Below are 23359 nucleotides of genomic sequence, written 5' to 3' on the forward strand. Positions count from 1 at the left end.
TTTCCAAATATTCGCTAACAACTAGAGTTTTTGACCGTGAATCTGTACAATAAGGGAGAAGTCAAAAAAGGAAGTGAAAAAGGATGAAGAAAGTAGATCATATCGGAATCGCTGTAAGGGATTTGAATGCTGTCCTTCCTTATTACACAGACACGCTCGGACTCCCGCTTATTAAAGTTGAAGAAGTGGAATCGCAGAAAGTGCGGGTTGCATTTATCGATGCTGGCAATGTAAAACTGGAATTGTTGGAACCGATGGATGATGAAAGCGCCATCTTCAAATTTCTGGAGAAAAAAGGTGAAGGCATCCATCATATTGCATTTGGGGTCGTTAACATCGAGCAGAGAATGGAAGAATTACGAGAAAGTGGAGTGCAACTGCTTAACGACAAACCCAAGCCTGGAGCCGGCGGAGCCATGGTAGCGTTTTTGCATCCAAAATCATCGAATGGGGTATTATACGAACTTTGTGAAAAAGAGTGATTGGGAGTGGGGAAATGGATATTTACGAAAGAATCAATGAATTGTACGACCGTAAGCGTGAAATTGAACTTGGCGGTGGCGAAGAACGTATCGCTAGACAGCACGAAAAAGGCAAGCTGACAGCACGTGAACGTATTGATTTATTGCTTGATGAAGATTCATTTGTTGAATTGAGTCCTTTTGTAGAACACCGCACGACAGACTTCGGTATGGCAGCAGGTCCTGGTGAAGGAGTTGTCACGGGATATGGCAAAGTGAATGGCAGAGCTATTTATTTATTTTCTCAAGACTTTACTGTTTTCGGAGGAGCTTTAGGTGAGATGCATGCTAAAAAAATCGCCAATGTTATGGACTTAGCTGCCCGTAATGGTGCGCCGTTCATCGGCTTGAACGATTCAGGTGGTGCGCGTATTCAAGAAGGTGTCCTGTCGCTGGATGGCTATGGTCAAATTTTTTATCGTAATTCTATTTATTCGGGGGTCATCCCGCAGATTTCTGTTATCATGGGGCCTTCTGCAGGCGGCGCAGTTTATTCACCAGCAATCACCGATTTCGTTTTCATGGTCGATAAGACGAGCCAAATGTTCATTACCGGACCTAAAGTCATTGAAACGGTGACAGGTGAAAAAATTTCCTCTGAAGATCTTGGAGGATCTAGAGTACATACAGCAATCAGTGGCAACGCCCATTTCCGTGGGGATTCGGAACAAAAAGTGCTCGAAATGGTCCGTCGATTGATTAGCTACCTGCCACAAAACAACCAGGAAATGCCCCCTCGTCTAGCAGGCGGCCAAGATGACGATTACCGTCCGGATCTGGCCGACGTCGTGCCCTATGAAGCGATTCGTCCGTATGATGTGCGAAAAGTGGTCGAACAAGTGGTTGACAAAGACAGCTTCATGGAAGTACAGCCGGAGTTTGCCCGTAATATTGTGATAGGACTTGCGCGTATAAAAGGGGAGACAGTGGGTCTAGTCTGCAACCAGCCGAAAGTTATGGCCGGTGGACTTGATATCGATTCTTCTGACAAATCAGCTCGCTTTATCCGGTTCTGTGATTCGTTCAATATCCCGCTGATCACGTTCGAGGACGTTACAGGCTTTTTCCCTGGTATCAAACAAGAACACGGCGGCATCATCCGTCACGGAGCAAAAATTTTATATGCTTATTCAGAAGCGACGGTCCCTAAAATGACGGTCATTTTGAGGAAAGCTTATGGGGGAGCATATGTAGCGCTTAATTCTAAATCCATCGGTGCCGACTTGGTGTATTCATGGCCAAATGCGGAAATCGCAGTTATGGGGCCGAACGGTGCAGCGAACATCATTTTTGCTCGCGAAATTGCGGCAAGCGATAATCCGGAAGAAACCCGTGCAGCGAAAATTGAGGAATATCGCGTGAAATTTGCGAATCCGTATGTCGCTGCTGCACGTGGCATGGTCGATGATGTGATCGATCCTCGCGAAACACGCATTAAATTAATTCAGGCCTTAGAAATGATGCGCAATAAAAAAGATACTCGTCCAGCCAAAAAACACGGCAATATGCCGCTGTAATTATAGAAGAGGTGCTTTAGATGAATAACGAAAGATTAATAAATGAATTTCTGGAACTACTTCAAATTGATTCCGAAACAAAATATGAAGGCGAAATTTCCGCTATTCTGCAAAAAAAGCTTGAATCAATGGGCTTCCATGTAGCGATAGATGAATCAGCTGCAGTTACCGGCCATGGTGCGGGTAATATCATTGCCACGCTGCGCGGAACTTTGAACCAGGTTCCGGCTATCTATTTTACTGTCCATATGGATACGGTCACTCCAGGAGTCGGCGTCAAGCCTGAGATCCGTGATGGCTATGTCTATTCAGATGGCACCACGATCCTAGGTGCTGATGACAAAGCTGGTATTGCCGCATTGTTTGAAATGATTCGTGTGCTTCAAGAACAACAGATTGAACATGGCGATATTCAATTGGTCATTACAGCTGGAGAAGAAAGTGGTCTTGTCGGTGCCAAAGAACTGGATTCCTCGCTATTGATTGCAAAATATGGGTATGCTGTGGACAGCGACGGCAAAGTAGGCGGCATTGTGACAGCCGCTCCAAATCAGGCGAAATTATGGACTACAATCTTCGGCAAAACAGCGCATGCGGGCGTAGCACCTGAAAAAGGCGTTTCAGCCATCACCATCGCTGCCAAAGCCATCGCCAAAATGACTTTAGGCCGCATCGATGAGGAAACGACTGCCAATATCGGACGTTTTGAAGGTGGTGGAGCTACCAATATCGTTTGTGATGAAGTCCATATTTTATCGGAAGCGCGTTCGATCAGCGAAGATAAACTGGCGAGTCAGACCACTCATATGGAATCCGTTTTTGAACAGACTGCGGAAAGACTTGGTGGACGTGCAGAAACGGAAGTCAAGCTGATGTATCCCGGCTTCCATTTTGATGACATGGATCCGGTCGTAGAAATTGCTCAAAAAGCAGCTGCCAAAATAGGCCGCCCGTCACCGGTTCTGACAAGTGGAGGCGGAAGTGATGCCAATATTTTTAATGGCTTCGGTATTCCTACGGTTAATCTTTGCGTTGGATATGAAGAGATCCATACGAAAAATGAACGTATGCCAATTGAAGAACTTGAAAAATTGACCCAATTACTTGTTGAAATCGTCAAAGAATCAACTCTCAACTGAATAGTGGAAGCATAGCGGAAAAGAGAGAACAGGATGTATGTTCTCTCTTTTTTTGATACACTGAAAGAAAAAAGAAAAGTGGAGAGCGCTTTATGGCTAGCCGAGTTATTTTTCACATTGATATGAACAGTTTTTATGCGTCAGTCGAACAATCGCATAATCCAGAGCTGAAAGGGAAAGCCATTGCCATCGCCGGCAATCCGAAAGAACGGAAAGGTATTATTGTCACATGTTCTTATGAAGCTAGAGCACACGGTATTTATACGACGATGCAAGTGCATGAAGCCAAGCGGAAATTCCCTGGTCTCTTGTTGCTGCCACCCAATTTTGAGCGCTATCGAGCAGCTTCCAAAGCGATGTTTGAAATATTGCGTTCCTACACGGATATGGTAGAGCCGGTATCGATTGATGAGGGCTACTTAGACGTGACGGAATTGACGCAACAGCGGCATGCATTGGAAATCGCTAAAAACATACAACAACGTCTGCTCGCTGAATTGGATTTACCCTGTTCGATTGGCATTGCACCCAATAAATTTTTGGCAAAAACAGCTTCCGACATGAAAAAACCGATGGGCATTACGATATTGAGAAAGCGTGACATTCAGGCATTGCTATGGCCAAAACCGGTAATTGATATGCACGGCATTGGCGACAGTACGGCAGCTCGGTTGAAAATCTTGAAAATTGAAACCATCGGTGAGCTGGCCACAGCAAATGAAGGATTGGTCAAAGAAAAGATGGGGAAAAACGGTGGCCGTCTGCAGTCGCGTGCAAATGGAATCGACGACCGGGCAGTCGATCCCGATTCGATCTATGATACAAAAAGTGTTGGGACATCAACAACTTTACCAGTAGATGAAACGGATGAACAAAAATTAAAAGCATTGTTTCGGCAGCTTAGTGAAAAAGTGGCTAATCGACTGGAAGCGAAAGAATTAGCCGGCCCCACGGTCAGTATTCAAACCCGTAGCTCTGATTGGAAAAACAGAACCCGAAGCGTCACGCTAAACAATACGGTTTGGAAAGCAGACGATATTCACCGGAATGCTTGGCAATTATTCACCAGGCATTGGAACGGCGAACCTTTGCGACTGATTGGCGTTACAGTATCGAATGTCGCAGATAAAGGTGATATGACAGAACAATTATCGATTTTTAATTTTCAAGAGCATGCCAAAGAAGAACCAATCCTTGATTTGATGGCTAAATTGGAAAGCCGTTTTGGAAAAAGCATATTAACACGAGGAACAAAAATTAAAAAAGCAAATTATGATTCCAAAACAAGCTTCAGCAAAGATTTTCTGGACGATCATGATCATGAGAGAAAGTAGGGAAAACATGCAATTATTATTTCTTGGCACCGGTGCCGGGATGCCTTCTAAACAACGCAACACTTCCGCGCTGGTACTGAAATTGCTCGAAGAAAGGGGAACTGTCTGGTTGTTTGACTGCGGAGAAGCGACGCAGCATCAAATTCTTCATACTACTATAAAGCCACGCAAAATCGAAAAAATCTTTATCAGCCATATGCACGGAGACCATATTTTCGGTTTGCCAGGTTTACTCGGCTCTCGTTCATTTCAAGGAGGAGATGAACCTCTTGAAATTTATGGACCATCAGGAATAAAAGAATTTGTCGAAATGACGTTAACGCTCAGCCGGACTCACTTGACTTATCGAATTGTCTACCATGAACTGACAGAGGGTGTGTTATTTGAAGACGAGCTGATGACAGTGGAGACCCGGTTGCTCAATCATGTAATCCCATCTTATGGTTTTCGCATTATTCAAAAGCCGTTACCGCCAAAATTAATGGTCAATAAAGCATTGGCGCTTGGAGTCCCAAAAGGTCCACTACTGGCGAAACTGAAAAACGGAGGAGATGTGGAAATCACGGATGGTCGATGGGTTCGGAGCGGAGATGTCACAGAACCCGAGGAGCCTGGGTTTATCGTGACGATTCTTGGAGACACTCGTTATTGTGAGGCAGCTGTAGAATTGGGGCGCGGGGCGGATGTTTTGGTTCACGAAGCAACGTTTGACGGAACTTCTAAAAAAATGGCCGGAGAATACGGCCATTCAACCGTCTATGATGCAGCAGAAACTGCGCGTCTGGCCGGTGCCACTACATTGATTTTGAATCACATCAGTGCTCGTTTTCTGCCAGAAGATGATAAACTATTGCTGAAACAGATGAAGGAAATTCACCCGCGAGGATTTATTGCCCAAGATTTCGCTGAATTTGAGTGGTTGCAACATGATAAAAAAATAAGGAAAAAATAAGTAAGTCATCCTCAAAAGATGGCTTTTTTTAGTAAAAAGTAAAATTATTTACGGAAATAATAGAACGTACGTTCTTTTTGTGATAAAATAAAGTTACAGCTGTATGAGGGCGGTTTGGCCATTCCCCAAGAAAGGGGGTGGTAACATGACCATTGCAGAATCATTCGGTCTCGTTTTTACGAGTATCGGGTTAACGATCAGCGCTTTGACACTCGTCGTTTCAATGATTTTGGTCATCAACAAAAAAAAATAACCGTCCCATGTGGCGTGGAATGACGGTTATTTTTTAAGCCTCTATTCCAGCCAACCGCTCTCGTGGCGGCATACAGCTGGCCGAATGCTCACGCATTCGGTTTTTTACGTTACCTTTAGTATACTAAATCTGAAATATTTTGCAACCGACTTATACCCAGCCGCGTTCATACGGCACTGGAGCCGTGATATCCGCGTCCAGTACTTTTGCAGCTGTGTATGCCCAATAAGGGTCGCGAAGCAACTCGCGGGCTAGGAAGACCAGATCCGCGCGGTCATTTCGAAGAATTTCCTCTGCCTGCAGCGGACTGGTGATTAAGCCAACCGCTCCAGTTGCTATCGGAGTATGCTTTTTAATGGTTTCCGCAAATGGCACCTGATAGCCAGGGAACACAGGAATACGAGCAGGTACAACAGCACCAGAGCTGACATCAATCAAATCAACACCCTGCTGCTTCATCCATTGGCACATTTCCACATATTGTTCCGGTGTCATGCCGCCTTCGCTGTAATCATGTGCAGAGATACGGGCAAATAGCGGGCCATCCCATACCTCATTGATTGCATCAATGACCTGACTCAACAGGTGGTAGCGGTTTTTTGCGCTGCCTCCATAAAGGTCGGTACGTTTATTTGTTAAAGGTGACAGGAATTGGTTGATTAAGTAGCCATGTGCAGCATGAACTTCGATAACATCAAATCCGGCTTTTTTTGCACGAATCGCTCCATTTCTAAAAGCTTCAATTGTTTCTTCGATATCTTCTATAGACATTTCTTTCGGTATTTTATAGTTGTCATCAAAAGCAATGGCGCTGGCAGAGTAAATCTCACTATCAATTGTAGCTTTTCTACCAGCATGGGCCAATTGAATACCGGTTTTGGCTCCATTTTGTTTCATCAATCGGACAATTTCCTCTTGGCCGTCAATGTGGTTGTCATTCCAAATGCCAAGGTCTCTTGACGAAATGCGTCCCTCTGGCTGGATAGCCGTCGCTTCGGTAATGATGAGGCCAACACCTCCAACTGCGCGGGTTGGGTAGTGGACACGATGCCAGTCCGTCACTTTGCCGTCTTCTTGATCGCATTGGTACATGCACATAGGCGCCATTACGATGCGGTTTTTGAAAACAGTTTCTTTAATTGTAAAGGGTTCAAACAATTTCGCCATAAACATCCTCCTTCTATATACACAACTATAAAGTATACAGAAGAATTTACTTAAATTCTTTTCCGAGCTCTTTGGATCGGTTGGAAGCTTTGGTTACACATTGACCAACAATATTTTTAAAGTTGTTTTCTGCTAAAGAGTCAAGACCGGCGGCAGTTGTGCCGTTAGGGCTTGTGACTTTTATGCGCAATTCAGCGAAATCTTCCTGCTGTAACATTTCAGCGGCGCCCGCAAAAGTTTGGCGCACCAGTTTTGTTGCATCAGCGTTTGATAGGCCATTCGCGACGGCGGCTTCAGTCATCGCTTCCGCAAAATAATAAATATAAGCTGGTCCGCTGCCCGCAACGCCTGTAACAGCATGCAATTGTTCTTCTGCTACGACCGTCACGCTACCTATTGAGGACAATAGATTGCGCAATTCATGCTGCTGTTCCTTCGATACATGTTTACTCCATGCCACTCCGGTAGCCGACTTGCCCACTTTAGCGGATGTATTCGGCATCGCGCGGGCTACTGGGAATTCACCAACATGCTTTTGGATGGTTTTAATCGAAACACCTGCAGCTACTGATACAATAACGGTATTGCCAGTCAGTTTATCTTTGATTCCACTGAGTGCAACTTCTACATCTTTTGGCTTCATCGCCAATAAGATGAAATTAGCATCTTTCAGCTCGGTCTTGTCTTGGCAGACGATATTGACGCCGTATTCATCGCTCAAAAACTCCAGTCGATCTTGATCAGATCGGTTCATCACCGAAATTTCTTCTGGTTTCATAATTCGCTTATTGATCCAGCCGTGGATCATGGACTCTGCCATCGATCCGGCTCCTACACAGACTATTTTCATTTAACTCACTCTCTTTCCTCAAATTAAAAAGCGCAATCATCCCTGTTTATACAAGGACGAAAACGCTTTGTTTCCGCGGTACCACCTAAGTTTGCCATTAAGACACTACTCGATATCCATAACGCGGACAAACGGTCGTGTTTTCACGACAGCTCAAAAGGAGGTTCCACAAAGGAGAGGGGGTGCGCATTTCAGCTAAAGCTGCACTCTCTTTACACCATCACTTTGTGTACTGGTCTTTATCTTCGCTCACATATGTTTATAAATTATAGAGGATAGAGCAAGCTTTTGTCAAATCTCTTAAAGGCGTGACGGCTTTCTGTTTTCCATGTATGATAGTTGAATAGTGATTCATTTAAGGAGATGGTAATTATGACTCTACATAAAATTATTATACCAACACCATTTGCAGTTGGAGATGTTAATTCTTATCTATTAAAAGGCGATATGCTGACTTTGATTGATACAGGTCCAAAAACACCCGAAGCCTGGATGGCCATTAAAGCAGGTCTTAAAGAGTTTGGCGCAGAACCAGGAGATGTAGAACAAGTCGTGCTAACTCATCACCACCCTGATCACGCTGGGTGGGTAGATGGCTTTGAAAATGCAAAACTATACGGGCATCCGTATAATGACCTGTGGCTTCGCCGCGATCAAGATTTTTTTGAATACCACGATGCGTTCTATATGGAAAGACTGAAGGAGGAAGGAGTGCCGGGCGATCTGCAGTTTTGGGTCAAAAAAATGAAACGTCCTTTGAACTTGATGGGTAGTCGGCCTTTGGACAAAGCCATTAATGAAGGCGATACTTTGCCGGGTCATCCAGAATGGGAAGTTCTCGAAACGCTTGGGCATGCCCAAAGCCATCTGTCATTCTGGAACAAAGAAACGCATGAGATGATTGGGGGCGACCATGTTATTGCAAAGGTATCATCCAATCCACTGATCGAACCACCATTAGACCCAGCGCAAGGGCGTCCGAAGTCGCTGCTGCAATACAATGCTTCACTCAGCCGACTATTGAAAATGCCAATAGATGTGATTTACAGCGGACATGGTGAAGAAGTACGTAATATCAATGAGTTGATCACTTCTCGTTTAGCAAAGCAGCATCAGCGGGCCATGAAGGCACTTGGCATGATTGGCGAAAGAAACCTCACAGTCTATGAACTTACGAAAGAATTGTTTTCTCACGCCTATGAAAAAGAACTAGGTCTGACTTTATCTGAGACAATTGGTCAAATTGACTACCTGCAAGAAGAAGGGCTGATTTCAGAACGTTTAGGTGATGACGGCATCTTCTACTACAATAAGGTTTGAAATCAAAGCTGATAATTGCAACTATTCCGTGCAACATGTAAAATTAAACCGTCAGTGTTTACGACATCATGAATATATAGGAAAAGGATTGGGTAGCTTTGAAAAAATGGAGTTTATTAGTAGCTAGTGTCTTCTTGCTTGCCGCATGTTCAAATGAAGAAGCCGAACCGGCTGAAACAGAGGAACCGGAAAAAGCAGAAATGGCAGTCGATCAGGAAAGCATGACTGAAGAAGGATTTATCACACAAGTTAGCGGAGAAAGCATCCTCGTCAACAATATTTATTTCAGCATTCCTGAAGATGTTAAGGTCCAGTTCAGCGATGGCGCTGAAACGACAGAAGGCGTGATTCGAGACATTCGTACTGGCATGAAAGTCAGCATGGACTATCAGGGGCCGCTTGCCGAGTCCTTCCCGATGCAAGGGGAAGCAGAGACCATCACTATCCTGACCGATGAAGATTCCGTCGAACAATCAGAAGCACTCGAGGCATTTATCAATACAGAGCAATTGTCGAGATTGATCATGATGGGACAGCCGATAGTCAGAGATAATGAGATTGGCTTCTTGTTTAGCAATATGGAAACAGGAGAAATGTCTGAAGTTCGGATAGATCTTGATACACATGAATATACAATTGGTGGAGAAGAAAATGAATGAAGAAAAGAAACAGCAGCTCTAGCTGCTGTTTTTTTGTGAAGATTTTCTGGTTTTATGGCTTGCACTTGTCAAATATCCATGATATGATGTGTATATTCATTTAAAAAATTGCATAAAAATACATTGGAGGTTTTCATATTGAATAAAAAGATTGTACTCGCATACTCAGGTGGATTAGATACATCGGTGGCCATTCCATGGCTAAAAGGTCAAGGCTACGACGTTGTCGCAGTGTGCCTGGATATCGGGGAAGGAAAAGATTTGGATTTCATTAAACAAAAAGCGCTTCAGGTTGGAGCAGTTGAGAGTTATATGATCGATGCAAGAGACGAATTTGCGGATGAATATGCATTGATTTCACTGCAGGCTCATACTTTATATGAAGGGAAATACCCATTAGTCTCTGCTTTATCACGTCCACTGATTTCGAAAAAATTGGTCGAAATCGCAGAAGCTACTGGTTCAACTGCCGTTGCGCATGGCTGCACAGGAAAAGGCAACGATCAAGTGCGTTTTGAAGTTTCGATTAAATCATTAAATCCAAACCTTGAAGTCGTAGCACCAGTGCGTCAGTGGGGATGGTCACGTGACGAAGAAATCGCTTATGCCAAAGAGCATAATATTCCGATTCCCGTCAATTTAGATAGCCCGTACTCGATCGATCAAAATCTATGGGGCCGTGCAAACGAATGTGGCGTCTTGGAAAATCCGTGGACGACGCCGCCAGAAGAAGCTTATGACATCACAAATGCACTTGAAAATACGCCAGATACAGCCGACGTTGTCGAAATTGAATTTGTTAACGGTGTTCCGACTCAATTGAATGGCGTATCGTACTCATTCTCAAAACTAATTCTTGAGTTAAATGATATTGCTGGTAAACACGGTGTAGGAAGAATTGACCATATCGAAAACAGACTGGTCGGCATTAAATCACGTGAAATCTATGAAGCACCTGCAGCGATGACTTTAATTGCAGCGCATAAAGAGCTCGAAGATATTACTTTGGTAAAAGAAATGGCCCATTTCAAGCCAGTTATCGAAAAAAAACTGACTGAATTGATTTATGAAGGTCTTTGGTTCTCTCCGCTGCGTACTGCACTAGAAGCATTCCTGAAAGAAACACAAGTTTTTGTTAACGGAACAGTACGTGTCAAACTGTTTAAAGGACATGCCATTATCGAAGGTCGTAAATCGGCAAATTCGCTTTACAATGAGCAATTGGCAACTTATTCGACAGATGATACATTCAACCATGCATCTGCAGTCGGCTTTATCGAACTATGGGGTCTTCCGACAGTTGTTAACTCAATGGTCAACAAAAAAGAAGTGGCGGTTCCTGAAGACTTGAAAGAGAAGGTGAAAGCATGACCAAACTGTGGGGCGGCCGTTTTCAAAAATCGGCCGAACAGTGGGTTGATGAGTTTGGTGCTTCCATTTCCTATGATCAAAAGCTGGTAATGGAGGATCTGGAAGGCAGCACAGCGCATGTGAAAATGCTGGTTGCTTGCCAGATTCTTTCTAAAGAAGATGGGGAGCTTATCTTATCCGGTCTCGAGACGCTGAAACAGAAAGCGCATGACGGCGATTTGGAATTCAGTGTATCGAATGAAGACATCCACTTAAATTTAGAAAAACAGTTAATCGATGAAATCGGTCCTGTCGGCGGCAAACTGCACACAGCAAGAAGCCGTAACGACCAAGTAGCGACCGATATGCATTTGTATTTGAAAAACCGTGTTGGAGAGATTATCGAAGCCGTTACGGCTTTCCAGGACGCCATCGTCACGCAAGCGGAAACGCATGTCGAAACCATTGTGCCTGGCTATACACATCTTCAGCGTGCACAGCCGATTTCGTTTGGGCATCATTTAATGACTTATTTCTGGATGCTGCAGCGCGACAAAGAACGGTTGATGGAATCATTAAAGCGTATCGATATTTCTCCGCTTGGAGCTGGTGCGATGTCCGGCACAACGTTTCCAATCGACCGTGAAATGTCGGCAGAGCTTCTAGGTTTTTCAAACGTTTACCAAAACAGCTTAGATGCCGTTAGTGATCGTGATTTTATTTTGGAGTTCCTTAGCAATTCATCGATATTGATGATGCATATGTCGCGTTTTGCCGAAGAAATTATTCTTTGGTCCAGCGAAGAATTCCGTTTTATCGAGCTGGATGATACCTTCTCGACAGGATCAAGTATCATGCCGCAGAAAAAAAATCCGGATATGGCGGAACTGATTCGTGGCAAGACTGGGCGCGTCTATGGCAATCTTTTCGGATTGCTGACGACATTGAAAGGTCTTCCACTGGCTTATAATAAGGACATGCAGGAAGACAAGGAAGGCATGTTCGACACGGTCCATACCTTGATGGGCTCATTGCCGATTTTCGAAGGCATGATTCGCACCATGACAGTCCGTGCAGATTCCATGGAAAAAGCGGTGCATTCCGATTTCTCTAATGCTACAGAATTGGCGGATTATCTGGCTGCCAAAGGCATGCCGTTCCGTGAAGCGCATGATGTGACCGGGAAACTGGTTTTCACTTGCATCCAGCGCGGTTATTTCCTGAAAGATTTGCCACTTGCTGATCTTCAAGAAGCGAGTACGTTAATTGATGAAGATATTTATAATACCTTAAAGCCAAGAACAGCAGTAGAGCGAAGAAACTCTCTGGGCGGCACAGGTTTTGAACAAGTACATCATCAATTGGGACTTGCCAAGCAACTCATCGGGTAACTAAGTCCATACTATAAAGCCGCTCGCGATTGGTACCCGCCAGCGGTCCATAAAAGCCGATTTTTCTATTCCCCTATGGAAAATCGGCTTTTATTTTTTTGTCGTTTTTTATTGCTTTGCAGCTTTACTAGAAATAAATGGGGAGAGGAGATCGAGTCTATCAAGAAGTTTGATTTATTTCACAAGTCGAAAGATTGTCTTTCCAATAGTTAACAATACTCGCTATAATAAATGAGATGAAAAATACTGTATTGGTCCAATGAAAACCAACTTGTTCAATTAGGTGAATTGAACTTAGAAATCAGCATTTCGGTAGCCGCTTTGTCGCGCAGCAATGCAGAAGCACCTCTTTACACTTTGCCGCCTGTCGCTCTTTTTTTTTTTTGAATATATTTCAGCAACTAATTAGTAGAATAGTAACAGCGAAAAATTCCGGTTGTAATTAGGAATTTAATTTAAACGCATATCACGGGTAAGGTAAACCACACAAAAACATAAAACAGCAAGGAGTAAAATGCAATACATGACGGGAATTTTCCTGTTGATGATTGTTGCATTTCTCGGAGTTTTGCCTCCGCGTATTATCGGATTTGTAGTCGACCGCATCAGTCAGGGTACTTTGACACCGGAATATCTGCTCCAATGGCTGGGGATTCTGGCAGCGGCTGCCTTAGCAATGTATGTGCTCAGATATGTATGGCGGCGGCTGGTATTTGGTTCGTCCATCCTGTGGGCACGAAATCAGCGGGAGCAGCTGTTTCAGCATTTCACAAAAATGTCCCCGGCTTTCTACCAAAAACGGCGTGTTGGTGATTTGATGGCGCATGCCACCAATGATCTGCAGGCAGTTCAACAAACAGCCGGCTTTGTCATCGCTGCTATGGCCATCACAATCGATTGGAAGTTGACGCTAATCGTGCTGCTGCCAATGCCATTGATGGCTTATATGACCAATTACTACGGCAAACTGGTGCACCAGCGGCTTCATGGAGCGCAGCAGGCATTTTCAGGGTTGAACGACAAGACGCAGGAAAGTATTTCCGGAATGAAGGTTATCAAGACCTTTGGACAGGAGCAGCAGGACATAGAGGATTTTACCAACCTGTCAGAACGGGTCGTGAATGAAAATATACGAGTAGCGCGCGTAGATTCCTTATTTGATCCGACAATTCCTGCAATTATCGGTATTTGCTATTTTCTGACCATCAGTTTTGGGTCTTATTTCTTAGTGAACAGCGATATGACCATTGGTGATTTGATTGCTTTTACTGCCTATCTTGGTTTGTTGGTATGGCCGATGCTGGGCCTTCGGCTGGCTTTTCAATATCGTGGAACGCGGCCGTGCTTCGTATGACCGCATCCGTTTGCTGCTGGCAGAACCGATTGACATCGACGATCGTGAAGATGCCATCGATGAAAATCCATCAGGTGACCTGATTGTTTCGCTGGATCGCTTTAAATTTACCGGAGATCAACGGGAGGCACTCAGAGATGTCTATTTCAAGGTCAGACATGGTGAGACGCTTGGGATAGCAGGCAAGACCGGTTCCGGAAAGTCTGCTATTCTTCGTCTGCTCTTGCGTGAATTTGATAACTACGAAGGCTCAATCCTATTCGGTGGCTATTCTATCGATAGCTTTAAAAAACAGCGTTTGCGGCAGGTGATCGGCTATGTTCCCCAAGACCATTTCCTATTTTCTACTAGTATTGCCGGCAATATCGCATTTGCGCGATCGGATGCAAGCCTAGTGGAAGTTCAGAGGCTGCTAGTTTGGCGCATATTCATGAAGATATCCTGAATTTCACAGATGGCTACGCCACAATGGTTGGAGAACGTGGTGTGTCGTTATCTGGCGGACAAAAGCAACGGATTTCCATTGCGCGGGCATTGATGACAAAGCCTGAGCTGTTGATTTTGGACGATTCGCTGTCTGCGGTGGATGCCAAAACAGAAAAAGCGATTCTAAAGGAATTTCCGTTTGTCAATATAAGCTAGACAAATCCATTCCATTCAGGTGACTCAAAAATGCCTCCAGGGGTGTACGGTAATCCAGCGACTTCCGCGGGATATTATTCCGCTTGTCAGCCACCGCGGAAATGAACGGTTGATCGACCTGGTTGAAATCCATTTCCTTTGCCAAGCCGTCTTTTCGAAGGAGTCCGTTGGAATTTTCATTCAAGGCGCGCTGGGAAGGCGTTCCGGGATCCGCAAAGTAAATCGAGACGTCGTGCCGGTTGCACAGCGGCTTCCAATTGGAGAATTCCTTCCCGCAATCAAAGGTGATGGATTTGAACAGATTTCTCGGGACCCCTTGAAACCACTGATTCAGCGTAGTTTCAATATCGCATGCCTTGCGTCCCGCAGGCTTCAAGGCGATGATGACTTTCGTCAGCCGTTCGACCAGCGTGATCACCGCACTTTTGTGGCGGGCGCCCACAATGGTGTCGCCTTCGATATGTCCGAACTCTTTTTGGAAAGAAGGATAGTCGGTTTCTCGTTCGGAAATATGTCGTTTGAACGCCTGCTTTCCGCGGCGTTCCTCGTGCCCATTGGGTTTTCGTTTCCCTTTCATGGGCAGTGTGGCTACATCAAAGACCTGATTTTTGAACATGCGATAGAGCGTGCGTGCGGAACAATCGATCACCGTTTCTGCACGGCCGACAATGACATCAGGCGTCCATCCCTGCGCCACCTTGTCTTGAATATAGACAACTTGTTTCTTCGGCAAGACCAGTTTTCGTCGGCCGCAGCGTTGTTTGTTTTTCTTGTATTGTTTGTAGAAATCGAGAGCTGTATAGCCCGATTTCAGGAAGTTGATGACATTATAGATCGGCTGCCTGGAACGGTTCAGGCATTCTGCAATTATCGCCACAGGTATATGTTGGCGGTGGTAGGATTCTATCATCACCAATTCATCCGTGGTAAGATGGGTGTAGGTCATTCGTGATCACTCCTCTGTTTTTCTTTGGTCGGAAAATACATTTAGAGTGTATCACGAATGGCTTTTTCAGTTGTCTAGCTTAATTTTACAATCGGCGAATTGAAAAAAACACGGATTGGAAAAACTACCATCATCACTTCTCATCGATTGAGCGCCATCCAGCATGCGCATCAAATCCTGGTGATGGACGACGGTACAATTGTCGAAATCGGTTCCCATGAAGAGCTGATGAGGAAACAAGGACGTTATTGTGAAATGTATGAGCTGCAGCAACTAGAAGCGCTTGTCGAACAAGGAGGTGAGATGTAATGCTGACCAAAGAAACCGTAAAACAACAGAAACTTACCGGGCGGGACCAATGGATCATCTTCGGGCGTTTATTGCAATACTTGCTGCCGCATAAGAAAATGTTAGCTTTAGCGATGGGTTTGTTGATCTTGACGGTGCTTGGCGATGTACTCGGTCCGTTGCTCATCAAAATTTTTATCGATGACTATTTGACGCCGGGAAGTTTTCCGACGGGCCCGGTCATTGGTTTAGCCGCTGCCTATTTGTTTATTCAAACGTCCAATGTCATCATTAGCTATTTTCAACTGCTGAAGTTTCAAGAGGCAGCATTAAAGATTATCCAGCAACTGCGGATTGATGTTTTCACCAAAGTACATAGTCTTGGGATGCGTTATTTTGATAAGACTCCCGCTGGTGGCATCGTGTCACGCGTCACCAATGACACCGAAGCCATCAAGGAAATGTTTGTCACCGTGCTGATCGGCTTTGTCCAAAGTGCATTCTTGATAGTCAGCGTTTACATCGCGATGTTTTTCCTTAACGTCCGTCTAGCACTTATTACGCTAGTGTTGCTGCCAATTCTCGGTTGGATTATTTACCTGTACCGAAAATACAGCTCGGTGTTTTACCAGGATTTACGGGAGCGTTTGGGGCAATTAAATGCCAAGTTATCCGAATCGGTGCAGGGCATGGGCATGATTCAGGCTTTTGGCCATTAAACCCGTCTCAAGGACGAGTTTAATGAAATCAATGACAAGCATTGGCTGGCAGGCAAGCGGAATATTAAAATCGACGGCTTACTGCTACGTCCCGCTATCGATCTTGTATACGCATTGGCGTTGATTATGCTGCTGAGCTATTTCGGGGTTACCTCATTTTCGAATACAGTCGAAGTCGGAGTCATCTATGCGTTCGTCACCTATATCGATCGCTTTTTTGAACTCATCAATCAAGTCATGCAGCGTCTGTCGATATTTCAACAGGCCATTGTCGCTGCATCCCGCGTTTTCCAACTGCTGGATGAACAAGAAAAAACATCCCGGCAGTCGGATGCCGCAGCTAAGATCGAGGGAGGCAAAATCGAATTTCGCGACGTCAGCTTTTCCTATGATGGCCATACCGAGGTTCTGAAGAATATTTCCTTTAGGGCGTGGCCGGGACAGACCGTTGCACTTGTTGGCCATACGGGAAGCGGCAAAAGTTCCATTATCAATTTACTGATGCGCTTTTATGAATTTGACAAAGGTGAAATCCTCATAGACGGCGTATCAGTGAAGTAATATGAGACAGACGAATTGCGCAGAAAAATGGGGCTGGTGTTGCAGGATCCTTTCTTGTTTTATGGCACAATCGAGAGTAATATCCGCCTCTACGATCAAACGATTGCGGCAGCGGCAGTCCGGGAAGCAGCCGAATTTGTCCGGGCAAACCGCTTTATCGAAGCATTGCCGGATGGCTATAGCCAAAAAGTGACTGAGCGGGGATCCACTTTTTCAAGTGGCCAGCGGCAATTGGTGGCTTTTGCGCGAACGATGGCGACCGATCCGAAAATTCTGGTGCTGGATGAAGCAACGGCTAGTATCGACACCGAAACGGAAGTGGCCATACAGGCTAGTCTTGAATGCATGAGGCGTGGGCGGACGACCATCGCAATCGCCCACAGGCTTAGTACCATTCAAGAGGCAGAACTTATTTTGGTACTGTATCAAGGCGAAATTGTGGAGCGGGGCACACATCAGCAATTGCTTCAGCAGCGGGGCTTGTACCATAAAATGTATTTGCTGCAAAACGGAATCGTAGAGTAAACAGGAGGAACGGCTCAGGCCGTTCTTTTTTTTGATAAATGAGTTCATTTTGCAAATGAAAATTCACAACACGTTTGTTATTACTTACTATGTAACAAACTACAAAAGGTTTTACTGAAAAGTTCAAAAACGTCAACAAGCAAAAAACTAAACAAGCAAAGATTATAAAACCAAAATGCCATACAAACAATGGTTCGAAATCGATTTTTAACAGAATTGTTAGCTCGATCGGCTTATGAAGTGGTGAAAGACATAGAGGTATTCTGCCAGCATGTGCTGAAACTAAGAGTAGAAGAATTTAATGGGATGAATTGGTCGCTTATTTGTCCACAAAGATTTCACAGGTACAAGAGCAGTGTTTCATCTTTAAATTTGATAAGATGGGAAGAGCACAGGAAGGAGAATTACCAGTGGCATCTGATATTAATTTGTTTTTGGCTTTTGGCGCAGGCTTTTTAAGTTTTATTTCGCCTTGTACGCTGCCTTTGTATCCTGCATTTTTATCCTATATAACAGGCATGACCATGGATGAAATTAAGAACGATAAAAAAGTGATGCAGCGACGGGGGATGTTCCATACGCTGTTTTTCTTATTAGGATTTTCAACAATTTTCATTGCGCTCGGTTTTAGTACATCGTTCTTCTATGAATGGTTTATCCGCTATGATGAATTGATCCGCCAAGTAGGTGCTATATTTATTGTTTTGTTCGGGCTAATGATTGTCGGTGTCTTTTCACCGAAATTCCTTATGCAAGACCGAAAGTTCTCATTTAAAAATCGCCCAGCTGGATTTTTAGGAACATTCGTTATCGGGTTGGCGTTTGCAGCCGGCTGGACACCGTGTACAGGACCAATCACTGCGGCTATTTATGCGCTTGCTGCTGCCAATCCAGGGTCGGGTGTCTGGTATATGCTGGCATACGTACTCGGCTTTGCGATTCCATTTTTCGTCTTGTCGTTCTTCGTTGCACGTATGGGCTGGCTCCGCAAACATAACCAGAAAATCATGAAGATCGGCGGTTATGTTATGATTGGAGTAGGTATTCTGTTGTTTTTCGATGGCATGACGTATCTAATCCGTATCCTGGGTCCGTTCTTTGGTGATTTCCAAGGATTCTAATTTAACAGTAAGTAGGTGACAAGGATGGAAACTATTTCCGGAATGCAAGAATACCAATCAAAAATTGGTGAAGGGCAGTCGTTTCTGCTTTTTGTGAAGACGGATAATTGCTCAGTCTGTGAAGGTTTGCGTCCTCAAGTCGAAGCATTTGAAAATGACTACCAACTGCCATTCTACTTGGTGAATGCAGCCAGAATTTCAGAACTGGCAGGGCAGTTGATGCTCTTTACAGCACCTGTAGTCCTATTATTCCGGCAAGGAAAGGAAATTCATCGCTTTGCACGATTTGTACCGATTGAAGAATTGCGTCGCAGATTGGATGAGCTGGAGGGGAGTTTAAATGTTTGATCAAATCCCCACTGAAGTTTATTTGGTCGTCACAACTATTGGTGCGTTTGCAATGGGGTTACTGGCAATGGTTATTCGTTCGAAATCGGCTAAAAAACCGGCCTCGGTCAAGAAAATCATCCTGCCGCCGTTTTTTATGTCGACCGGTGCCCTGATGTTCATTTTCCCGTTTTTCCGTGTTTCATCTTTGCAGATTTTCGAAGCCCTAGCCGTCGGAATTCTTTTTTCAACTGTTTTAATCTGGACCTCCAGATTCGAAGTCCGTAATGGCGATATTTATTTGAAGCAATCGAAAGCATTTGTCTTTATCTTGTTTGGGCTGTTGCTAGTGCGTGTTATTGGCAAAGTAGTATTGAGTTCGAGCATAGATATCGGCGAATTGGGAGGTATGTTCTGGATCCTGGCTTTCGGTATGCTTTGGCCATGGCGGCTGTCCATGCTATGGCAATACAAAAAAATCGCAGCAAAGGATAAAAGCGCTATTCCCACTTAAGGGAATGGCGCTTTTTACTGTTCAAAGTATCGTTCGTATGGACGGACATCGATTTCCATCTCAGCCAGTTTTTTTCTTAAAAATTTATGGTCGCGTTTTGGAGTTGCTAGAATATAACCGCGAATGATGTGTTCCAGCTTCATCTTTTTGACTTTTTCTTCAAGCAGGACTTGCCCGATCCTGCCAGCAATTTTCTGTTTTGCCACAGGACGGAATAAATCAGGAACCGGCTGCACTAACTCATTTAACATTGCCTTTTCTTCATCGCCCCACAAATGGATGGTTTTATCAACGTAATATTCTTCCCAGTTCAAATCTGAAAGGCCATCTTCCTTCGGCATAGACTTCAGGAACTTTCTGAACATGAAATATCCACCAATTGCGAAAAGCCCCACCAGCACGACTACCCAAAATAGGATAAACCACAAAAACCAGCCACTCAGTTCCATATTGTTTCACCTCATTTTTCCATTACTTCTATTATAGAAGGGTTTAGAAAGAAATTCATTAAAAATGTATCTCTTTTTTCCAACTGTGTCTATATAGCGAATGAAAGGAGGTGAGAAACATGGCCTTTAGTGATTTTAAAAGCGCCAGCATCCGCTGCACGTACGACAATGGCTTGGATGCAAACGGCAAAGTAAAGAGAAAGTTTAAATCGTACCTCAATGTTAAAGAAGCTTCAACCGCAGACGGCATCTTCGAAACGGCAGCTGTATTGACGAACTTCGGAACAAAAACGTTGATGGATGTTGAAAAACAATCTGCAATGACGATCTATCAGTAAACAATTTAAGGAGGAGTAAGAGATGGCAAAAACATTGGAATTGATTTTCACGACCACTACAGGAAAAGATGTCACATTGACCGTGGACGAACCACGCGCGGATGTCACAGATGCGGAATTGCTGGCAGGGATGCAGGCAATCATCACGCAGGATGTCTTCGAAGTGGAAGGTTCATCACTCAGCACTGTCAAAGGTGCACGGATTGTCGAACGGAATATTGTGGAGTACGAAGTATAAGTAAGAAGCTCTCCTGACTCGGGAGAGCTTTTTTTAGATAGTTGAATGAATAGGCTGCCTACGCTATTCTTTGTCCAGACTCCGGCGCCCAGCTCTTCGGGTCATAAGCCACCTCGGCTGTGCGGCTGAAAAGATGCCGCTTCGCCAAGGCGTCTTATGCCCGTCGAATCTACATGGCTACCTACGCTATTCATTTTGTCCAGACTCCGGCAGCCAGATTCTTGGGTCATAAGCCACCTCGGCTGTGCGGCTGAAAAGATGCCGCTTCGCCGAGGCGTCTTATGCCCGTCGAATCTACATGGCTGCCTACGCTATTCATTTTGTCCAGACTCCGGCAGCCAGATTCTTGGGTCATAAGCCACCTCGGCTGTGCGGCTGAAAAGATGCCGCTTCGCCAAGGCGTCTTATGCCCGTCGAATCTACATGGCTACCTACGCTATTCATTTTGTCCAGACTCCGGCAGCCAGATTCTTGGGTCATAAGCCACCTCGGCTGTGCGGCTGAAAAGATGCCGCTTCGCCAAGGCGTCTTATGCCCGTCGAATCTACATGGCTGCCTACGCTATTCTAGAATAGAGGTGAAAATAATGGCAGAGTGGATGCAATGGATTCAGGAACTTGGTTTCCCCATTTTTGTGTCTTTTTATTTGATGCATCGCGTGGAGACGAAATTAGTCGCCATTCATGACGCACTCATTACATTAAAGCTGTCCTAACTTCACAAATTTGTGACAATGACGGTGTAAGATATGTTGTGGAGTTTCTGCACTTTCGCTATGATTAAAAGGATGAAAGAGTGGAGGCAATCTCATGCGATTTATTTCTTTTTCAGTTTTGCTGAGCCTGGTTCTGTTTTTAGGGGCATGTGGCAGTTCTACAATTGAGGAATTTTCTTATACAGATCATCGGGGAGACTCGGTGTCTTTAAAAGATTTAAAAGGTACGCCTTGGCTGGCAACTTTTGTTTTTACGAACTGTGAAACGGTGTGCCTGCCGATGACATTCAATTTGAGCGGAATCCAAGAAGAGCTCGAAGCGGAAGGGTTAGACGAATACAAAATTGTGGCATTCAGTGTAGACCCAAATGTTGATACACCGGAAACCATGCAGGAATATTTGGCGCAATATTCGGTTCCAGATGAATCCAACTGGCATTTGCTTACGGGTTATGAGCAATCGGAGATATCGGAGTTTGCGAAAGATAATTTTAATTCTTTTGTGCGAAATGATCCCAAAAGCGATCAAGTCATACATGGTACAGCTTTCTACTTGGTAGACCAGAATGGAGTTGTCGTCAATAATTACGACGGCTTTGAGAATGTGCCAGTGGAAGATATTAAGAACGATTTGCGCGAATTAATTGAAGAAAAGTAAAAAACCGGTCATAGACCGGTTTTTTCTTTTTTTAAAAGATCTCTGATTTCAAGCAGAATTTCCGGTTCTTCTTCAGCAGGCAAATCTTTTTTGCGTTTTAGTTTGGTGAAAATACGGATAACCACAAAAATCGAGAAAGCAATGATGAAAAAGTCGATAATCGCTTGTATAAATAAACCGTAATTCAAAACTACTTTATTAAAGGTATAACTCCAATTCTCGACGCTGACTCCACCTACCAATATTCCGACCACTGGCATAATGATATCTTCAACTAAAGCAGAAACCACTTTCCCAAAAGCTGTACCGATAACAACGGCCACAGCAAGGTCAAGGAAGTTTCCTTTCAAGGCGAATTTTTTGAAATTCTCCCACATAAAATTCACCTCCCGCTTTTAATTGTTAATAGTATCAGAAGAAAATGAATAATATAGCTCGATACAGAATTTTTGCAAAGCGGTCCATCCGCGGGGAAACGGCAATGAAAGGGAAGGTGTGCTACACTGAAACAAATGAATGATTAGGTGTGAAGAAATGAAAAAAAAGAAGATACCCAAAAAATATAAGCGTCAATTAGGCTGTCTGATCCTTTTAGTGCCGGCAGTAATTGTTGCTGGTACACTCGGCATCCTTCTCTTTATGCTATTCAATTCGCCCTCCGTGATGGATACGCTCAAGGAAGCACCAAGCCGAATAATTGAACTGGAAGTGCCGGAAGAAAACATTCCACTTTATAAAGAAGCGGGGGAGGTCTACAGCATTCCTTGGACTTTGCTTGCTGCCCATCACCGGATTGAAACCAGATTTTCGACTATGGATCCTTTGCTGTCCCCGGTTGGAGCAGAAGGGCACCTGCAATTTATGCCCTGCACATTTGTCGGATGGAGTCACCCCACTTGTTCTGGTAAAGGCCAAGGTGAGATTAGCGAAGAAGACAAGACAAATCTTGACGTAATTGCGTACTATGGCGGCTACGGAGTTGATGGGAACGGAGATGGTATAGCGGATCCTTATAATCTAACGGATTCCCTATACAGTGCAGCGAATTATTTGTCGCAGAATGGTGCAGCGGAAGGTGACCTGGAAAGCGCGATTTTCCAATATAACCACAGCGAAGAGTATGTAGCCGATGTCCTTCATTACTATAATCTATACGAAGAGGAATATAACTAAACGCAAAAAAAGAGTGGACAATTGTCCACTCTTTATTATTAGGCTTTACGGCCTTTTCTCATAGATCCCATAATCAGGCTAAGAACGAATACGAAGATCAAAGCACCAATTAATGCAGGGATGATTGCTACGTCCCAAATGACAGGACCTAAATCTCCTAGAATTAATCCACCTAACCAGGCACCAACGATACCTGCGATGATGTTACCGATAATGCCGCCTGGAACGTCTTTACCTAAAATCATTCCCGCGATCCAACCGATGATACCACCCATAATAAGATATAAAATAATACCCATTTTTTCCAGCTCCTTTTAATGTGATGTATAATTGCTACA

General features: G+C 44.3%; 23 protein-coding genes, 3 pseudogenes and 1 other annotated feature. Of the genes and pseudogenes, 20 read left to right on the top strand and 6 right to left on the bottom strand.

The annotated features are described in order from the left end of the window. The first annotated feature begins 83 nt into the window (after nucleotides 1-83). The 5 genes from mce (at nucleotide 84) to rnz (ending at nucleotide 5463) form a co-directional block, all read left to right on the top strand. Nucleotides 84-482, top strand: a complete 399-nt coding sequence (gene mce, locus BBH88_RS08590; RefSeq protein ID WP_006831448.1) for a methylmalonyl-CoA epimerase — start codon at nucleotides 84-86, stop codon at nucleotides 480-482. Nucleotides 483-496: 14 nt separating this feature from the next. Further along, a complete protein-coding gene (locus BBH88_RS08595; RefSeq protein WP_006831447.1) occupies nucleotides 497-2038 on the top strand; it encodes an acyl-CoA carboxylase subunit beta in 1542 nt (513 codons plus the stop codon). 20 nt (nucleotides 2039-2058) lie between these two features. Beyond that, nucleotides 2059-3177, top strand: a complete 1119-nt coding sequence (locus tag BBH88_RS08600; protein ID WP_065536952.1) for a M20/M25/M40 family metallo-hydrolase — start codon at nucleotides 2059-2061, stop codon at nucleotides 3175-3177. Nucleotides 3178-3269: 92 nt separating this feature from the next. Continuing rightward, entirely contained in the window at nucleotides 3270-4511 is a 1242-nt protein-coding gene (locus BBH88_RS08605; RefSeq protein ID WP_006831445.1) for a DNA polymerase IV, read from the top strand. A 7-nt stretch (nucleotides 4512-4518) separates the two neighbouring features. Next, complete coding sequence (gene rnz, locus BBH88_RS08610) at nucleotides 4519-5463, top strand: ribonuclease Z (protein ID WP_065536951.1); 945 nt, start codon at nucleotides 4519-4521, stop codon at nucleotides 5461-5463. Between the two features lie 403 nt (nucleotides 5464-5866). Here rnz and namA read toward each other — a convergent pair whose 3' ends face one another. Next, complete coding sequence (namA, locus tag BBH88_RS08615; protein WP_065536950.1) at nucleotides 5867-6883, bottom strand: NADPH dehydrogenase NamA; 1017 nt, start codon at nucleotides 6881-6883, stop codon at nucleotides 5867-5869. 46 nt (nucleotides 6884-6929) lie between these two features. Then, the gene (gene proC / locus BBH88_RS08620) at nucleotides 6930-7733 is read right to left on the bottom strand and encodes a pyrroline-5-carboxylate reductase (RefSeq protein ID WP_081487873.1); all 804 of its coding nucleotides are present in this window, start codon (nucleotides 7731-7733) and stop codon (nucleotides 6930-6932) included. Between the two features lie 49 nt (nucleotides 7734-7782). Next, nucleotides 7783-7988 (bottom strand) — a binding site (T-box leader). 117 nt (nucleotides 7989-8105) lie between these two features. Between proC and BBH88_RS08625 the strand changes: the two genes are divergently transcribed. The 5 genes and pseudogenes from BBH88_RS08625 to BBH88_RS08645 form a co-directional block, all read left to right on the top strand. After that, nucleotides 8106-9053: an MBL fold metallo-hydrolase gene (locus BBH88_RS08625; protein WP_006831441.1), complete on the top strand. Its 948-nt coding sequence runs from the start codon at nucleotides 8106-8108 to the stop codon at nucleotides 9051-9053. Nucleotides 9054-9151: 98 nt separating this feature from the next. Continuing rightward, entirely contained in the window at nucleotides 9152-9712 is a 561-nt protein-coding gene (locus tag BBH88_RS08630; protein ID WP_006831440.1) for a DUF3221 domain-containing protein, read from the top strand. 135 nt (nucleotides 9713-9847) lie between these two features. Continuing rightward, entirely contained in the window at nucleotides 9848-11083 is a 1236-nt protein-coding gene (locus BBH88_RS08635) for an argininosuccinate synthase (RefSeq protein ID WP_193781246.1), read from the top strand. Next, on the top strand, nucleotides 11080-12453 hold the full coding sequence (gene argH / locus BBH88_RS08640) for an argininosuccinate lyase (protein ID WP_006831438.1): 1374 nt from the start codon (nucleotides 11080-11082) through the stop codon (nucleotides 12451-12453). Before BBH88_RS08635 ends, argH begins: the two co-directional genes overlap by 4 nt. A gap of 514 nt (nucleotides 12454-12967) precedes the next feature. After that, nucleotides 12968-14422, top strand: a pseudogene (locus tag BBH88_RS08645) (ABC transporter transmembrane domain-containing protein); the annotation flags it as partial. Nucleotides 14423-14435: 13 nt separating this feature from the next. Here BBH88_RS08645 and BBH88_RS08650 read toward each other — a convergent pair. Further along, the gene (locus tag BBH88_RS08650; protein ID WP_065536538.1) at nucleotides 14436-15395 is read right to left on the bottom strand and encodes an IS30 family transposase; all 960 of its coding nucleotides are present in this window, start codon (nucleotides 15393-15395) and stop codon (nucleotides 14436-14438) included. A 99-nt stretch (nucleotides 15396-15494) separates the two neighbouring features. Between BBH88_RS08650 and BBH88_RS08655 the strand changes: the two are divergent. From BBH88_RS08655 to BBH88_RS08675, 5 genes and pseudogenes are all read left to right on the top strand, one after another. Further along, a pseudogene (locus tag BBH88_RS08655) lies at nucleotides 15495-15704 on the top strand (ATP-binding cassette domain-containing protein); the annotation flags it as partial. After that, nucleotides 15704-17488: pseudogene (locus BBH88_RS08660) on the top strand (ABC transporter ATP-binding protein). The pseudogenes BBH88_RS08655 and BBH88_RS08660, both read left to right, overlap by 1 nt. A gap of 410 nt (nucleotides 17489-17898) precedes the next feature. After that, the gene (locus tag BBH88_RS08665) at nucleotides 17899-18609 is read left to right on the top strand and encodes a cytochrome c biogenesis CcdA family protein (protein ID WP_065536948.1); all 711 of its coding nucleotides are present in this window, start codon (nucleotides 17899-17901) and stop codon (nucleotides 18607-18609) included. Nucleotides 18610-18633: 24 nt separating this feature from the next. After that, complete coding sequence (locus tag BBH88_RS08670) at nucleotides 18634-18957, top strand: thioredoxin family protein (protein WP_065536947.1); 324 nt, start codon at nucleotides 18634-18636, stop codon at nucleotides 18955-18957. Continuing rightward, entirely contained in the window at nucleotides 18950-19450 is a 501-nt protein-coding gene (locus BBH88_RS08675) for a CcdC family protein (protein ID WP_065536946.1), read from the top strand. The genes BBH88_RS08670 and BBH88_RS08675 overlap by 8 nt, the downstream gene beginning before the upstream one ends. Before the next feature lie 14 nt (nucleotides 19451-19464). On the opposite strand, the gene BBH88_RS08680 is transcribed toward BBH88_RS08675, so the two are convergent. After that, a complete protein-coding gene (locus BBH88_RS08680) occupies nucleotides 19465-19899 on the bottom strand; it encodes a DUF2621 family protein (protein WP_065536945.1) in 435 nt (144 codons plus the stop codon). Between the two features lie 119 nt (nucleotides 19900-20018). Between BBH88_RS08680 and BBH88_RS08685 the strand changes: the two genes are divergently transcribed. From BBH88_RS08685 to BBH88_RS08695, 4 genes are all read left to right on the top strand, one after another. Further along, nucleotides 20019-20237, top strand: a complete 219-nt coding sequence (locus tag BBH88_RS08685; RefSeq protein WP_065536944.1) for a DUF1659 domain-containing protein — start codon at nucleotides 20019-20021, stop codon at nucleotides 20235-20237. Between the two features lie 22 nt (nucleotides 20238-20259). Then, nucleotides 20260-20475, top strand: a complete 216-nt coding sequence (locus BBH88_RS08690) for a DUF2922 domain-containing protein (protein ID WP_065536943.1) — start codon at nucleotides 20260-20262, stop codon at nucleotides 20473-20475. A gap of 586 nt (nucleotides 20476-21061) precedes the next feature. Next, on the top strand, nucleotides 21062-21190 hold the full coding sequence (locus BBH88_RS18825) for a YvrJ family protein (RefSeq protein WP_006831430.1): 129 nt from the start codon (nucleotides 21062-21064) through the stop codon (nucleotides 21188-21190). A gap of 94 nt (nucleotides 21191-21284) precedes the next feature. Continuing rightward, complete coding sequence (locus BBH88_RS08695) at nucleotides 21285-21848, top strand: SCO family protein (protein ID WP_065536942.1); 564 nt, start codon at nucleotides 21285-21287, stop codon at nucleotides 21846-21848. An 8-nt stretch (nucleotides 21849-21856) separates the two neighbouring features. Here the strand turns inward: BBH88_RS08695 and mscL are convergent, their stop codons facing one another. Next, nucleotides 21857-22225, bottom strand: coding sequence for a large conductance mechanosensitive channel protein MscL (gene mscL / locus BBH88_RS08700; protein ID WP_065536941.1), 369 nt, complete (start codon nucleotides 22223-22225; stop codon nucleotides 21857-21859). A gap of 157 nt (nucleotides 22226-22382) precedes the next feature. Between mscL and BBH88_RS08705 the strand changes: the two genes are divergently transcribed. Further along, complete coding sequence (locus BBH88_RS08705; protein ID WP_065536940.1) at nucleotides 22383-23021, top strand: lytic transglycosylase domain-containing protein; 639 nt, start codon at nucleotides 22383-22385, stop codon at nucleotides 23019-23021. Nucleotides 23022-23059: 38 nt separating this feature from the next. Here the strand turns inward: BBH88_RS08705 and BBH88_RS08710 are convergent, their stop codons facing one another. Further along, a complete protein-coding gene (locus tag BBH88_RS08710) occupies nucleotides 23060-23320 on the bottom strand; it encodes a GlsB/YeaQ/YmgE family stress response membrane protein (RefSeq protein ID WP_065536939.1) in 261 nt (86 codons plus the stop codon). Nucleotides 23321-23359 lie beyond the last annotated feature (39 nt).

It is taken from the genome of Planococcus antarcticus DSM 14505, from assembly GCF_001687565.2.
GTDB classification, from domain to species: Bacteria; Bacillota; Bacilli; order Bacillales_A; family Planococcaceae; genus Planococcus; species Planococcus antarcticus.

Bases quoted from the DNA above. Each gene is read 5' to 3' on its own strand.
- argH (WP_006831438.1), top strand. From the start codon at position 11,080: ATGACCAAACTGTGGGGCGGCCGTTTTCAAAAATCGGCCGAACAGTGG.
- BBH88_RS08685 (WP_065536944.1), top strand. From the start codon at position 20,019: ATGGCCTTTAGTGATTTTAAAAGCGCCAGCATCCGCTGCACGTACGAC.
- BBH88_RS08705 (WP_065536940.1), top strand. From the start codon at position 22,383: ATGAAAAAAAAGAAGATACCCAAAAAATATAAGCGTCAATTAGGCTGT.
- mscL (WP_065536941.1), bottom strand. From the start codon at position 22,225: ATGTGGGAGAATTTCAAAAAATTCGCCTTGAAAGGAAACTTCCTTGAC.
- BBH88_RS08605 (WP_006831445.1), top strand. From the start codon at position 3,270: ATGGCTAGCCGAGTTATTTTTCACATTGATATGAACAGTTTTTATGCG.
- mce (WP_006831448.1), top strand. From the start codon at position 84: ATGAAGAAAGTAGATCATATCGGAATCGCTGTAAGGGATTTGAATGCT.
- BBH88_RS08680 (WP_065536945.1), bottom strand. From the start codon at position 19,899: ATGGAACTGAGTGGCTGGTTTTTGTGGTTTATCCTATTTTGGGTAGTC.
- BBH88_RS18825 (WP_006831430.1), top strand. From the start codon at position 21,062: ATGGCAGAGTGGATGCAATGGATTCAGGAACTTGGTTTCCCCATTTTT.
- BBH88_RS08695 (WP_065536942.1), top strand. From the start codon at position 21,285: ATGCGATTTATTTCTTTTTCAGTTTTGCTGAGCCTGGTTCTGTTTTTA.
- BBH88_RS08670 (WP_065536947.1), top strand. From the start codon at position 18,634: ATGGAAACTATTTCCGGAATGCAAGAATACCAATCAAAAATTGGTGAA.
- BBH88_RS08650 (WP_065536538.1), bottom strand. From the start codon at position 15,395: ATGACCTACACCCATCTTACCACGGATGAATTGGTGATGATAGAATCC.
- BBH88_RS08675 (WP_065536946.1), top strand. From the start codon at position 18,950: ATGTTTGATCAAATCCCCACTGAAGTTTATTTGGTCGTCACAACTATT.
- namA (WP_065536950.1), bottom strand. From the start codon at position 6,883: ATGGCGAAATTGTTTGAACCCTTTACAATTAAAGAAACTGTTTTCAAA.
- BBH88_RS08690 (WP_065536943.1), top strand. From the start codon at position 20,260: ATGGCAAAAACATTGGAATTGATTTTCACGACCACTACAGGAAAAGAT.
- BBH88_RS08710 (WP_065536939.1), bottom strand. From the start codon at position 23,320: ATGGGTATTATTTTATATCTTATTATGGGTGGTATCATCGGTTGGATC.
- proC (WP_081487873.1), bottom strand. From the start codon at position 7,733: ATGAAAATAGTCTGTGTAGGAGCCGGATCGATGGCAGAGTCCATGATC.
- BBH88_RS08595 (WP_006831447.1), top strand. From the start codon at position 497: ATGGATATTTACGAAAGAATCAATGAATTGTACGACCGTAAGCGTGAA.
- BBH88_RS08600 (WP_065536952.1), top strand. From the start codon at position 2,059: ATGAATAACGAAAGATTAATAAATGAATTTCTGGAACTACTTCAAATT.
- rnz (WP_065536951.1), top strand. From the start codon at position 4,519: ATGCAATTATTATTTCTTGGCACCGGTGCCGGGATGCCTTCTAAACAA.
- BBH88_RS08625 (WP_006831441.1), top strand. From the start codon at position 8,106: ATGACTCTACATAAAATTATTATACCAACACCATTTGCAGTTGGAGAT.